Source organism: Polaromonas potterensis, from assembly GCF_033446725.1.
Taxonomy (GTDB): Bacteria; Pseudomonadota; Gammaproteobacteria; order Burkholderiales; family Burkholderiaceae_C; genus Polaromonas.
In genome coordinates this window covers 45,265-58,599 of record NZ_JAWQLX010000012.1, presented here as the reverse complement: position 1 = coordinate 58,599, position 13,335 = coordinate 45,265, and the positions used below count along the sequence as shown (strand labels likewise).

Sequence of the window (13,335 nt, the reverse complement as noted above, 5' to 3'; positions counted from 1 at the left end):
TTCGCCGAAGCTGAGCAGTGACTCGCGCCCTCGCCCCCTTGGCACAGTACGGGGAGTTCGACTTAACACGGTTTCAAATCATTCAAAGGCAACATGTCTCTCCATCCGATCATCACGCAGGAAGCGCCTGCCGCCATTGGCAGCTATTCACAGGCCATTCAGGCCGGCAACACAGTCTATCTCTCGGGCCAGATTCCACTGGATCCAAAAACGATGCAGCTGGCCCAGGGCATTGAAGCGCAAATCGCGTGCGTCTTCAATAATTTGAGCGCTGTTGCACACGCTGCCGGGGCTTCACTGGCCCACATCGCCAAGCTGACAGTCTACCTGACCGACCTCGCTCACGCGCCCGCACTCAACACCTACATGGCCTCGCATTTCAGCCTTCCCTACCCGGCGCGGGCGGTGGTGGGCGTGGCAGCCTTGCCGCGCCAGGCACTGATCGAGATCGATGCCATCGCGGTCGTCCCGTCAACACCCCAAGGAGCCTAAACAATGTCACGCACCTGGGTACGCCATGCCATCGAGCGGCTGAATCGAGACTTCCAGCGCTCGTCCGATACACATCTGATCCTCGTGGAAACGCCTGCACTGCCAGACATCCGGATTTACCTGAAAGACGAATCCACACACCCGACCGGCAGCCTCAAGCACCGTCTGGCCCGGTCTCTTTTTCTGTATGGCCTTTGCAACGGCTGGATCACCGAAGGAACCACCATCATCGAGGCATCGTCGGGCAGCACCGCGGTTTCCGAGGCTTACTTTGCGCGGATGCTGGGTCTTCCTTTTATCGCCGTCATGCCGCGCAGCACCTCACCGGCGAAAGTGGCCCAAATTGAATTCTTCGGCGGGTCTTGCCAATTCACGGACACGGCCGCGGGCATGTACGTGGAGGCGGAGCGGCTGGCGCACGAACGCAAGGGGCACTTCATGGATCAGTTCACCTACGCCGAGCGGGCCACCGACTGGCGAGGCAACAACAACATTGCCGAGACGATTTTCCAGCAGATGAAAGGCGAGCCCTACGCGGTGCCACGCTGGTTGGTCGTGGGCGCAGGCACGGGCGGCACCTCAGCCACGATAGGCCGCTACATTCGTTACGAAGGCTACGCCACCGAGTTGTGTGTGGTGGACCCGGAGCACTCCGTGTTTTGCGACTACCACCGGGACCGCGATGCGGGCACGGTGAGCGCGCGCGGCTCCGACGTCGAAGGTATCGGCCGGCCACGCGTTGAACCGTCCTTCATTCCAGACGTGGTCGACCTCATGCTGCGTGTTCCCAACGCGGCCTCGTACGCTGCCATGCGTTTCCTGGAGCGACTGGTGGGACGTAAATACGGCGGCTCGACGGGGACCAACTTCTACGGCGCCCTGCAACTGGCCTGTGAAATGCACATGCGGGGCGAGGCCGGTGCCATCGTCACGCTGGCATGTGATGCCGGCGACCGCTATCTGGATACCTACTACAGCGATGCCTGGCTGGCGGCCAACAACTACAACATCCAGCCCTATACCCAGCGCGTGGAGGACGCCTACCGCACAGGGATCTGGCCCGCGGCGTGAGACCGCCACCGGCCTGGCCCACGCCGGGCAGGTGGCCAAACGTGGCCTCAGGCGCCCAAGAACTGAACGCCCCGGTCGGGACCAAAACGTGCACACGCGTCGTCCACCAGACTCAAGAGCAAGCTCAGAAATGCCGTGCTCGGCGCGCCGGCGGGTGATTCGTCACGGGCCAGCAAGAGGTCCTTGCGCAGCAAACCCAGGGTAAACGTCTCCGGCCCCTCCAGAGACAACATCCGTCCCAGGTAGGCATGGAACAGTGCGCCCGATGCGGTTCCCGTCCCCAAGGCCTCGTGAAGAATGTCAGCGCTGCATCCCGCGGCGCGCGCCATAGCCGCGCCATTTGCCAGGCCGAGCAACGCGCCAGCCATCATCGTTTGGTTGATGAGTTTCATGCGATAACCCGCGCCGGCCTCGCCGCAATGCACAAGCCGCTGGCTTAAGGTGGCCAGGACAGGTCGGCAACGGGCCAGCACCTCGCTGGAGCCGCCGACGAACAGCGTGAGCGTGCCGTTCTGCGCACCGGCGACACCACCGGTCACAGGAACGTCCAGCACATCCACCGCCGACTGGCTGGCCCAGCGTGCGAGCTGGATCGCCGTCGACGGGCTTGCCGTGCTCATGTCGACAAAGACGGTGCCTGGGCCGGCGGCAGGCATCATCTGTTCGTACAAGGCCAGCACATCATCGGGGCCCGTCAGCATGCTCACGACCAGGCCACAACGCCTGGCCAGCGCGACTGGCGATTCCGCCCAGCCAGCACCGGCGGCCAGCAGCGACGCGGCCGCTTCCGGCCGACGTGCCCAGACAGAAACCCGATGGCCCGCCGCCAGCAGGCGGTGGGCCATCGGACTCCCCATGCGACCCAAGCCGATCCAGCCGATCTCTTGCGGCGCCGGGTTTCGCTCCGGCAGGTAGGGGTCTGTCATCTCGTGTTAATCACTCTGGATTTTTGCCTCGCTGACGATGCGACCCCACTTGGCGGTTTCGGCGCTCAGGTGTTCGGCCAGCAACTGCCGTGAGCCGCCCATGGGCAAGGCACCGAGATCAGCAAGTCGTTTCTTGAACTCAGGCATCGCCAGCACGGCGTTGACTTCAGTGTTGAGGCGATCGAGGATGGCTGGCGGGGTGTTCTTGGGTGCCAGCAGCGCAAACCAGGTCGACGACAACAGTTTGGGGTAGCCCAATTCGGCCAAGGTCGGCACGTCCGGTAACGCAGGCGAACGGGATGCCGACATCACGGCCAGCGCCCGGACATTCCCGCCTTTGACCTGACCCACAATGCCGGGCACCAGTTGAAACATCATCTGGATGTCATTCGCAATGAGGTTGGTGGTCGCCAGGCCTGGCGCGTTGTAAGGCACGTGCACCAGTCTGGATCCGGTCTCACGCATGAACAGTTCGCCAGCCAGGTGCATCGAGCTGCCATTGCCAGTGGAGCCAAAGTTCAACTGACCCGGTCGCGTTTTGGCATAAGAGATCAGCGCGGCCACATCCTTCACGGGCAAGGCATTGTTGACAACGATGATGTTCGGCACGTCAGCGACCAGGGCGATCGGTTCGAAGTCGCGGCGCGGATCGAAGGGCAAATGGCGGTAGAGGCTGGGGTTGACCGCCAGCGTTCCGGCCCAGGAGAACAACAGCCGGTAGCCGTCGGGTGTGGCGCCTGCGGCAGCCACCGCACCAATGTTGCCATTCGCACCGCCCCGGTTGTCGATCACCACCGGCATTTTCAGGCGGGTCGTCAACTGTTCCGCCAGTAGGCGCGCGATGGTGTCGCCCGTCCCGCCGCCGCCGGGCGCCGGAACAATGATCTGCATGGTTTTTCCCGCAGCCGGCCACGAATCGGCAAAAGCTGGCGAAAACAGCCCCACCGCGGCAGCGGCCCCTAACACGGTGTTCAGAAAAAGTCGGCGCATGGAGATTCCTTGAGAGTTAAGAAAGTTAGATGCAAGGCGAAAATGGATCAAGCGTAACTGAGTTGTCGGTGAGGCAGGCGCACGGCCTCGATGACCGCCTGGATGCTCCGGTCCTGGATGGCGACCGGTAAAACGCAGCCGGGGCCAATCATGAGCCTGCGCCCTTCGTTATGGGAGAGCGCCTCATGAATTTCACGCTCGATGTCGTCCGGCCAGCCGTGGAGCAACGTCCCGTGTTCGTTCAGACCGCCGACCAGCAGCCGCGGAAATTTTTCCCCCGCCTCGCTGAGTGAAGGTTTGGTCAGCCTGTCATGCCAGTTGAACATCTCGACCGGGTAGTCCACCAGCAGGTCGAACATGATGTCGTCGCCATGGGCGTGCAGCATGTTGAGGCGCGATCGGCCGCGCAACGCGTTCAACACTTCGAGATCGTATTTTTTTCCGAAACACGCGTACTCCTGCGTATTCAGGATGCGATTGGAGGCGAGCTGTGTCGCAAAAAATACACCATCGGCGCCGGCCTCCAGAGCCTTGAGCGCGAACTCAATCGTGACGTCGGTGATCACACGCAGCGCCTGGTGCAGTGCGTCCGGCGAGCAGCGAAGATCGGCCAGCATCCTGTCGGTGGACAGCTTGCGTGCGGTGGTCAAGGGGCTGAACACCGTTTGCAACAGCGGCGCTGAACCTCGCAACGCCTTGGCGGTCGCCGCCAGCGCCCGGTTCTGCTGCCCGTAGGACCCCGCAAGCACGTCGAGGGGACGGATGCGTGCCCAATCCTCAGTCCTAAACACGGCCGGCCTGATCACTTCACGCGCACCGTTGGCGGCACCTCGGTAACCGGTTGTCGCCCCCCAGTCTTCCACGCCATAGGTGCCAGACGGCATGAACTTCACCAGATCGAAGTCCCATTTTTTCTGCCAGTCCACGGTGTGCGCCACCAACTTCTCCAGGCAAAGATCATCGTCGGGAAAGTGACGCCACAAGGCAACGGGTGCATGGTCGGTGGTTTCGCCAGCGATGGCGGCTTCAATTCTCTGCCAGTGGTTCAGGGCTTTCATAACGGTCTTCTTGCCAAATGGTTGATGTGAAAGCAGTCTCCCACCAGCCAGAACAAGAGACAAACGAGTTCTTCCGAAGGCTGCTTTTGTACTACGCAAAGACACAACACACCCTGCCGACAGACGTCATCTGCGCTACGCGAAAATTTCGGGCGAATGTCGCCAAGGTGCTAATACAGGCCTGAAACGTCCCCGGGGCGACTGAGCCCCCGCCGGCTTGTGGCCACAATTTATCCATGGGAACCCTTTACCTCGTGCGCCACGGCCAGGCCTCGTTTGGCGCCGACGACTATGACGTGCTCAGCCCGCTGGGTTACCGGCAAAGTGTGCGCCTGGGGGAATATTTCAAATACAAGGGCCTGGTTTTTGATGCTGCTTTCACCGGCACCTTGCAGCGCCAGATCAACACCCTGGCCGGGATACGCGAAGGCATGGGTGATGCCATGGACGCGGGCTTGCAGGCCCAGCCCCGCGCGGGCCTGAACGAATACGACAGCCATGCCGTCATAGCCGCCATCCATCCGCACAAGCTGGAAAAACCGACCTCGCCCGAGATGTACCGCAGCCATTTCCGGCTGCTGCGTGACGGTCTGGCGCAATGGATGTCGGGCGTGGTCAGTCCCCAAGGTATGCCCAGCTACACCGAGTTTGTGGCGGGCATCAGCGCGGTGCTGGATGACATCAAAACAAACTACACCGGAAATGTCTTGCTGGTCTCCAGCGGCGGCCCGATCTCGACGGCCGTGGGCCATGTGCTGGGCACCTCGCCGGAAGCCACGATCGAGTTGAACCTGCGCATACGCAACAGTTCGATGACCGAGTTTGCCTTCACACCCAAGCGGCACATGCTGGTGACCTACAACACCTTGCCGCATCTGGACGCGCCGGAACACGCGAGCTGGATCACCTACGCCTGAACACGCGCCCCAGCGAATCGCTATTTATTTGATAGCTGCTTGCGACCAACCCATAAGGGCTATAGGCCTATTTTCCTTAAAAATATGCGGTAGCGCCTGATCTAACGTGCCGACGTGCCCGCCACGCGCCAGATCACGTTGCCCACGTCATCGGCCACCAGCAAGCCCCCACGTTTGTCGATGGCCACACCGACGGGCCGGCCATAAGCCTTGCCATCCGGACTGAGAAAACCCGTCAGGACATCCACCGGTTGACCCGAGGGTTTGTTGCCCGCGAAGGGCACAAACACCACCTTGTAGCCACTAAAGGGCTTGCGATTCCAGGAGCCGTGTTCACCCACAAACACGCCACTGGCCAGTGAGGCGGGCAAGGCCTTGCCTTCCGAAAAAACCATGCCCAGCGGCGCCACGTGCGCGCCCAGCGCGTAATCGGGCACCACCGCCTTGGCGACCAGATCAGGCCGCGGCGGTTGGATGCGCACGTCGACGTTTTGCCCGTAATAGCTGTAAGGCCAGCCGTAAAAAGCGCCGTCTTTCACCGAGGTCAGGTAGTCGGGCACGAGGTCACTGCCGATTTCGTCGCGCTCATTCACCACGGTCCAAAGTGTGCCGTCGGCGCTCCAGCCCAGGCCGTTGGGGTTGCGCAGGCCAGAGGCGAACACGCGGCGTGTGCCGGCCCGAGGGTCGACCTCGAGAATGGCCGCGCGGTCCACCTCGGCCTCCATGCCGTTTTCACCCACATTGCTGTTCGAGCCCACCGTGACATACAGCTTGCTACCGTCGCGGCTGGCCATCACGTTTTTGGTCCAGTGGTGGTTGATGCCGGCCGGCAAGTCCACCACCTTGACCGGCGTGGCGCTGATGGCGGTCTGGCCGTCTTCATAAGGCACCTTGACCAGGGCGTCGGCATTCGCAATGAACAGCTCCTTGCCGACCAGCGCCATGCCAAAAGGTGAATTCAAACCCTGCAAAAATACCGTGCGGGTTTCGGCCTGGCCGTCGCCGTCCACGTCGCGCAGCAAGGTGATGCGGTTGGCGCTGGGCACGCCAGCCCCGGCCCGTTTCACCACCACGCCCATCACCCAGCCCCGAAAACTGAACCCTGCTTCCGGCTTGGGCGGCTTGTTGCTCTCGGCCACCAACACGTCGCCGTTGGGCAAGACATAAACCCAGCGCGGATGATCCAGGCCGGCGGCCAATGCCGTGACGCGCAGGCCCGCCATAGGCTGCGGCATCACCCCCTGGGGCCAACCGGTGGCCGGGGCAATATGAACCGTCGGAAACAGGGCTTTGTTCGGCGGGGGCAAGGTCGGGGTGGCGCCCACATCGGCCGAAGGCGGCAACTTGGACGTGTCGCCACAAGCGCTCAGGCCTGTCGCCAACAGCACCGCCAGGGTGACGGTGCCCAAAGAAAATGCACTTGAACGACGGGTAGCGGCAATGGACATGATGAACCCTTGGTCACGACGTGCCAACAAGGCAGCCTTCTGCATCACTGTGACACAGGCCGGGCCCATTTGGTGTCAGCCAAGCGCTTGTCAGTTCAAGCCAACGGGTCCAGCCGACCGATTTCCTGCAACAGGGCCGCCAGGGCCGACCCGCTGGCCTGCAGCACGGCCCGCCCTTTTTCAGGGGTGGCCGCAGCGGCATTGCCGGCCGCGCCCGTGGGGTTGAGGTCTTGCGCCGCCCAGGCCAGTTTGGCGCTGCTGCCATTGCCAAGAATCGCGTAGTGCTGCGCACGGTCCTGGCTGCTCGAATGGAAATCCTGCGCCTGCGCCATATCCACTTTCTCCGGGTGCAGCGCCAGCATCATCGAGGTTTCAACATCGCCGCCATGTACCCCAAACCGCTCTTCGCCAGCACCAAACAATTGCTTCACAGATGCAGGCAAGGGCAGGCTGAAGGTGTTGACCATCAGCACCGTCATGCCAAAACGCGCACGTAATTCGCGGCCCACAATGTCCAGCGTGGAGACATTGCCGCCATGCGCATTGAGCAGCACCAGTTTTTTGATGCCGGTGCGCGCCACACATTCACCCACATCCACCCAGCTTTGAATCAAGGTGGCCGCGCCCAATGTCAGCGTGCCGGCAAAAGCCACATGTTCAATGCTGCGGCCCACGGTTTGTGTCGGCAAAAACAAGACCGGCGCGCCAGCCAGATGCGGCAGGCAATGCGCAATCACGCCATTGACCAGATCGGTATCCACACTGAGCGGCAGATGCGGGCCATGCTGCTCGATCGCAGCCACTGGCAACACGGCAATGGTGGCGGCAGCATCAAGGCGGGCAAAGTCCGGGCTTTTAAGGTCGGCCCAGAAATGCGGGAAGGTGAAGGGATTAGGCGCGGGGTTCATGGGCATATTTTGGGGCCATTCTGTGGAATCGGGTCACAGACGTGGTTGGCAGATTCTTTCAGCATCACGCTGCGTCGGTGGTTTGTTTCAGACAGTAGGCCTGACTCCCCACTCCCACCCCTAACCCCTCCCTCGCCCCGCTGGGCGATGGCGGGGGACTTCATTTGGCCGCGTGTGCTGCGCCCGCGTGCATGAATGACGGCCCCCGCTTGTCATTCCGGCGCATGCCGGAATCCATCCCCGCACCCGAATCCGAACCCACCCCCTTCTGCCTGCGACTAGGAGCACAGGTCCAGTCGGATCAGGGCGAGCGATTGTCTGAGCCGCAGGCGAGTTCGAGCTCGACCCCGACTGGACCGAGCAGCGCAGGTTACCCGTAGCGAAGCGCAGGGACGCAGACAGTGGGGTCGCCTTTTCTTTGCTTACTTTCTTTTGGCGAAGCAAAAGAAAGTGAGTTGCCGCCGGGCAACCCCCGGCAGGTTGGAGAACCACAAACAGCAGAATCAAAGACAACGAAAACTAAGCCGCCGCAGCCGCCTTCTGAATCTCCCCCCGCAAACTCTGTTGCTGACTCAGATGCCGCCCCTGTCGCTCCACCCGATGTTTCTCCACCGCCAGCGACGGCGTTTTCTGCAAGCCCGCCAGCAAAACTGCCAGACACGCAGGCCGCCCACGCGCCCCACTGGCCTGGTAATCCGCGAGCAAAGCCGCACACACCTCCGGCGCTTCCACTGCACGTATTTGCGTCAGGTACTCAAACAACAAGTCCACCAGCTTTTCATACGCAAACTCATGCGTCTTGCCAGTGGTCTGCCAGAGCCAGTCGCTGAAATTCAAAAAATGCTGAAAGGCCGAACCCGGTTCCAGCAGCAGCTTCAAACCCAAGGCAAAACGCCCCGAGTTGGCGACCATTTCCCAGTAGCGTGCAAAGCGTTTGACGCGCTGCATGGTCAAAAAATCAACCGTCGAGTTTTGCAAAATCGTGTAAGGCGTTTGCGGGTCGTAAAGCATCGCAAAATCCGTCGTGTGCCGGGTAATGGGTGTGCCGCGCAGACGTTTCAACACACCGAACTGAATTTCATGTGGCGCCAGTTCATACAGGCGGTCAAAGCCTTCGGCAAAACTGTCCAGCGTTTCGCCAGGCAGACCAAAAATCAGGTCGGCATGCACATGGGCCTGACTTTCCCCGACCAACCAGCGCAGGTTGTCGGCGGTTTTGCTGTTGTCCTGTTTGCGCGAAATGCGTTGCTGCACCTCGGGGTTGAAGCTTTGGATGCCCACTTCAAACTGCAGCGCGCCCGCCGGAAACTGCGCGATCAATGCTTTCAGGCGATCCGGCAGGCTGTCGGGCACCACTTCAAAATGCACAAACACATCGGGCGTGTCCTGCAGGCGGTCCAGGAAAAACTGCAGGATACGCACCGAGTTGTCTATCTTCAAATTGAAGGTGCGGTCCACAAACTTGAAGTTGCGCGCACCACGTTGATACAGCGCCTCCATCTCCGCCATGAACACATCCAGGTCAAACGCCCAGGCGGTCTTGTCGAGCGAACTCAGACAAAACTCGCATTTAAAAGGGCAGCCGCGCGAGGCTTCCACATACAGCAGGCGCTGGGCCAAATCGTCAGCCGTGTAGTCCTGATAAGGCAGGGCCAGTTCACTGAGTGCGGGCTGTTCGCCGGTTATCACTTTCATCAAAGGTTTGGGGCCGTCGAGCAAGGCCCGGCACAACTTGGGGAAACTCACGTCGCCCCAGCCGGTGACCACATGGTCGGCGAGGCGGCAAATTTCCTGCTGCTCGACCTCGTGGCTGACCTCGGGGCCGCCCAGCACAATCTTGATGTCGGGCCTGAGCGTTTTCAGCAGGCGCACCACCTGTGTGGTCTCGACCACGTTCCAGATATAAATGCCCAGGCCAATCACCTCGGGCTGCAGCGCCAGCAAGTCTTCCACAATGCGGGTCGCCGGCTGGCCGATGACAAATTCGCGCAGCTGTGTCTGCGCCCGCAGGCCGGCACCGCCGTGCACATCCAGGTTGGCCAGCAGGCAGCGCAGGCCCAAGGAGGCATGGATGTATTTGGCGTTCAGCGTGGCCAGTACCACACGCGACTGGGGGCTGGACGGAAAGGAGATCGACGAGGACGCAAGGCGGTTCATGCCAGTATTATCAAACCATGACCCAAACCCTGTTTCGCGACAATGCCTACCTGGCCGAATGCAGCGCCACCGTGACCGCGGTCACCGAGCAGGGCCTGGTGCTGGACCGCACGGTGTTTTATCCGCTGGGCGGCGGCCAGGCTGGCGACACCGGTGTGCTGGTGCTGGCCGACGGCCGGGAGTTACCCATCGCCGATACGCGCAAAGCCAAGGACGACACGGGCCAGTTCACGGATGCCATTTGCCATCTGCCTGTATTGCAAGACCCGGCCGACTCGGTGCTGGAGGTCTTGCTACATACAGGTGTCAAGCCGGGCGACGCCATCATGGCCCGCATAGCCTGGGCACGTCGGCACCGGCTGATGCGTTTTCACACCGCTACCCATTTGCTCTGCCACTTGGTGCCGCAACTGGTCAATGGCTGCTCGGTCACGCCTGACTACGCCAGGCTCGACTTCAACATGACGGCGCCGCTGGACAAGGAAGCCTTGACGGCCGGCCTCGCCCGCCTGATCGCGGCGGCACACGCCGTCAGCGTGGGCAGTATCAGCGACGCCGAACTGGACGCGAATCCGGCACTGGTCAAAAGCATGAGTGTGCAACCGCCGCGCGGCAGCGGCCAGGTGCGCACCATACGCATTGGCACGACGGACCTGATCGACCTCCAGCCCTGCGGCGGCACACATGTGGCCAACACGGCGGAAATTGGCGCCATCCTGGTCACCAAGATCGAGAAAAAAAGCGCAACAACGCGCCGCGTGGTGCTGGCTTTTGGCCCATGAGCCGGCCGCGCAACATCACCGGCGAATCTTTTTTCGCCTGGGACGGTGACACCCTGGTCGTCAACATCCTGGGCAAACCCAGTGCCGGACGGGATGCGATTGGCAAACCCAAAGGCACACAACTCAAGGTCAGTGTGACCGCCGCACCCGCAGCCGGCAAGGCCACCGACCATATGCTGCGTTTTCTGGCGCCGCTGTTTGGCGTGACGGTGGCCGACATCACGGTGGTGTTTGGCCAGGAAAATATCAACAAGCAGTTGCGTATCAAGGCGCCGACAAAGCTGCCGACGGTGTTCGCGCCACAGCCCCAGCCACCGCACAACAATTAGGTTTTTAGTGCTGCCGCACAATGCGGCATGCGGCCCCCACGCTGGCGCCGCAGGAACTAACAGCGGGGTCGCCGCTCACACCATGATCATGTTTTTTCAACGTTTCGCCTCCGCTCTTGTTTTTATAGCTGCTTGCGCCCTGTCCACGGGGGCTACAGCCCAAAATAGCTTCTTAAGCAAAACCTCCGCCAGTGCGGTGGTGGTGACCGACCAGGTGAAAGCCGAATTGCTGGCCTGGGCGCCCGATGGCGTGGAGGCCGGCAAACCGGTCTGGGTCGGGCTGCAACTGACCCACAGCCCCGAGTGGCACACCTATTGGAAAAACTCCGGCGACTCCGGCCTGCCGACCCTGCTGGAGTGGACGTTGCCGGACGGCGTGACGGCCGGCGACATTGCCTGGCCCACTCCGAAAAAAATCCCCATAGGCACGCTGGCCAACTACGGCTACGAAAACACCATGCTGCTGCCGGTGCCGCTGACCGTGGCCCCCGGCTTCAACGCCACCCAGCTCGACATCCGGCTGAAAGCCGCCTGGCTGGTCTGCAAAAAAGAATGTATCCCGCAGGAAGGTGAGTTTTCCCTGCAAATTCCGGTCAAAAGCTCCACCGGCATGAGCAGCAGCGTTTTTGCCGCGGCCTTTGCCGCCAGCCCCCAAGCCCTGGCTGGCACGGGCAGCCAGATCGAACTTGGCACACAAGCCATCAAGGTGTCGCTGAGCGGTCTGCCAGCGGCACTGCAGGGCAAAACCCTGGCGTTTTTCCCTGAAACCGGCGGTGTGATCGAACCGGCCGCCCCTTGGCAACAAGCCTGGCAAGGGGCGGTCTGGACCGCGCAAGTGCCGTTTTCCAGCCAGCGCAGCGAAAGCCCGGCCCTGATGCCGGTGGTGGTGGCCTTCCAGGACGCCGCTTACCGGATTGAAGCGCCGGTCAAAGGCGAGTGGCCAGCCTTGGCCGCCATCGCCACGGTGTCCCCTGCTTTGGAAGCCGCGCTCAAGGCGAATGCCGAATTGGGCGCCACCCCCGTCAGCAGCAACACGCCGCCCCTGAGCCTGGCGTTGGCCCTGCTCGGTGCCTTGCTGGGCGGCCTGATCCTGAACCTGATGCCTTGTGTGTTCCCGGTGCTGGCCATCAAGGTGGTGGGTTTTGTGCAGATGAAAGACCAGGCCACCCGCGTGACCACCGGCCTGGCGTATACCGCCGGTGTGGTGCTGTCTTTTCTGGCGTTGGGCGCCCTGCTGCTGGGCCTGCGCGCTGCGGGTGAACAACTGGGCTGGGGCTTTCAATTGCAAAGCCCGGCCGTGGTCGCCGCGCTGGCCGTGTTGTTCACCGTGATGGGTTTGAACCTGGCCGGTTTGTTTGAGTTTGGCGCCCTGCTGCCCAGCCGCGTGGCCAACATCCAGGCCAAAAACCCCACCATCAATGCCTTTCTTTCGGGCGTGCTGGCCACCGCGATTGCCTCGCCCTGCACCGCACCGTTCATGGGTGCGTCACTCGGTTATGCCCTGGGGCTGCCGGCCTGGCAGGCACTGGCCGTGTTTGGCGCCATCGGTGTTGGCATGGCCTTGCCCTACCTGGCGGCCAGCGCCGTGCCGGCGGTGGCGCGCCTGCTGCCGCGCCCCGGCCCGTGGATGCTGACCTTCAAACAACTGATGGCGTTTCCGATGTTTGCCACCGTGGTCTGGCTGGTCTGGGTGTTGGGCCAACAAAGCGGCATCGACGGCGCCGGCGCCCTGCTGGGCTTGCTGGTGCTGCTGGCGCTGGTCTTGTGGTCGCTGACGCTCAAGGGCCGGACCCGGACCCTGGTCGCTACGTTTTCGATAGCTGCTTGCGCAATAGGGCTATGGGCTGGCGGCCAAAATATCGTCAAACCCTTGGAAACGTCCACGCTTGCCGCGACCGCGGACCGCTGGCAGGCCTGGGCGCCTGGCCGTGTGGACCAGCTCACGGCCCAGGGCCAGAGTGTGTTTGTCGACTTCACCGCCGCCTGGTGCGTCACTTGCCAGTACAACAAAAAAACCACCCTGGCCCACAGCGCGGTGCTGGCCGACATGGATGCCAAGAAAGTGGCGCTGCTGCGCGCCGACTGGACGCGCCGCGACCCGGCCGTGACCGCGGCGCTGAGCCAGTTGGGCCGCAGTGGTGTGCCGGTTTATGTGATTTACAAAGCCGGCCGCGCGCCGGTCGTGTTGTCGGAAATTTTGTCTGTTGAGGATGTCCGGGCCGAGTTGGCCAAGTTGTAATTCCCCCGTCCAGGAGTT

General features: G+C 62.0%; 12 protein-coding genes. 6 read left to right on the top strand and 6 right to left on the bottom strand.

All coding sequences use genetic code 11. From position 1 onward, the window contains the following. Positions 1-93 precede the first annotated feature (93 nt). Both R6254_RS19220 and R6254_RS19215 read left to right on the top strand, forming a co-directional pair. Positions 94-492, top strand: coding sequence for a Rid family detoxifying hydrolase (locus R6254_RS19220; protein WP_318409262.1), 399 nt, complete (start codon positions 94-96; stop codon positions 490-492). 3 nt (positions 493-495) lie between these two features. Continuing rightward, a complete protein-coding gene (locus R6254_RS19215; RefSeq protein WP_318409260.1) occupies positions 496-1,563 on the top strand; it encodes a PLP-dependent cysteine synthase family protein in 1,068 nt (355 codons plus the stop codon). 47 nt (positions 1,564-1,610) lie between these two features. Here the strand turns inward: R6254_RS19215 and R6254_RS19210 are convergent, their stop codons facing one another. The 3 genes from R6254_RS19210 to R6254_RS19200 are packed head-to-tail and all read right to left on the bottom strand — an operon-like array spanning position 1,611 to position 4,537. Then, entirely contained in the window at positions 1,611-2,489 is an 879-nt protein-coding gene (locus tag R6254_RS19210; RefSeq protein WP_318409259.1) for an NAD(P)-dependent oxidoreductase, read from the bottom strand. Positions 2,490-2,495: 6 nt separating this feature from the next. After that, the gene (locus R6254_RS19205; protein ID WP_318409257.1) at positions 2,496-3,479 is read right to left on the bottom strand and encodes a Bug family tripartite tricarboxylate transporter substrate binding protein; all 984 of its coding nucleotides are present in this window, start codon (positions 3,477-3,479) and stop codon (positions 2,496-2,498) included. A gap of 47 nt (positions 3,480-3,526) precedes the next feature. Then, complete coding sequence (locus R6254_RS19200) at positions 3,527-4,537, bottom strand: uroporphyrinogen decarboxylase family protein (RefSeq protein ID WP_318409255.1); 1,011 nt, start codon at positions 4,535-4,537, stop codon at positions 3,527-3,529. A 236-nt stretch (positions 4,538-4,773) separates the two neighbouring features. On the opposite strand from R6254_RS19200, the gene R6254_RS19195 reads away from it, so the two are divergent. Continuing rightward, positions 4,774-5,454 (top strand): histidine phosphatase family protein, encoded by a 681-nt coding sequence (locus tag R6254_RS19195; protein WP_318409253.1) that lies wholly within the window; start codon positions 4,774-4,776, stop codon positions 5,452-5,454. 101 nt (positions 5,455-5,555) lie between these two features. Here R6254_RS19195 and R6254_RS19190 read toward each other — a convergent pair whose 3' ends face one another. The 3 genes from R6254_RS19190 to R6254_RS19180 form a co-directional block, all read right to left on the bottom strand. Next, the gene (locus R6254_RS19190) at positions 5,556-6,902 is read right to left on the bottom strand and encodes a PQQ-dependent sugar dehydrogenase (protein ID WP_318409250.1); all 1,347 of its coding nucleotides are present in this window, start codon (positions 6,900-6,902) and stop codon (positions 5,556-5,558) included. A 95-nt stretch (positions 6,903-6,997) separates the two neighbouring features. Next, positions 6,998-7,810: a creatininase family protein gene (locus R6254_RS19185; protein ID WP_318409248.1), complete on the bottom strand. Its 813-nt coding sequence runs from the start codon at positions 7,808-7,810 to the stop codon at positions 6,998-7,000. 519 nt (positions 7,811-8,329) lie between these two features. After that, on the bottom strand, positions 8,330-9,967 hold the full coding sequence (locus tag R6254_RS19180; protein ID WP_318409246.1) for a B12-binding domain-containing radical SAM protein: 1,638 nt from the start codon (positions 9,965-9,967) through the stop codon (positions 8,330-8,332). 17 nt (positions 9,968-9,984) lie between these two features. Between R6254_RS19180 and R6254_RS19175 the strand changes: the two genes are divergently transcribed. The 3 genes from R6254_RS19175 (at position 9,985) to R6254_RS19165 (ending at position 13,317) form a co-directional block, all read left to right on the top strand. Then, the gene (locus tag R6254_RS19175; RefSeq protein ID WP_318409244.1) at positions 9,985-10,749 is read left to right on the top strand and encodes an alanyl-tRNA editing protein; all 765 of its coding nucleotides are present in this window, start codon (positions 9,985-9,987) and stop codon (positions 10,747-10,749) included. Further along, positions 10,746-11,078: a DUF167 domain-containing protein gene (locus R6254_RS19170; protein ID WP_318409242.1), complete on the top strand. Its 333-nt coding sequence runs from the start codon at positions 10,746-10,748 to the stop codon at positions 11,076-11,078. Before R6254_RS19175 ends, R6254_RS19170 begins: the two co-directional genes overlap by 4 nt. Positions 11,079-11,166: 88 nt before the next feature. Beyond that, positions 11,167-13,317 (top strand): protein-disulfide reductase DsbD family protein, encoded by a 2,151-nt coding sequence (locus R6254_RS19165; protein ID WP_318409240.1) that lies wholly within the window; start codon positions 11,167-11,169, stop codon positions 13,315-13,317. The last annotated feature ends 18 nt before the right edge of the window (positions 13,318-13,335 follow it).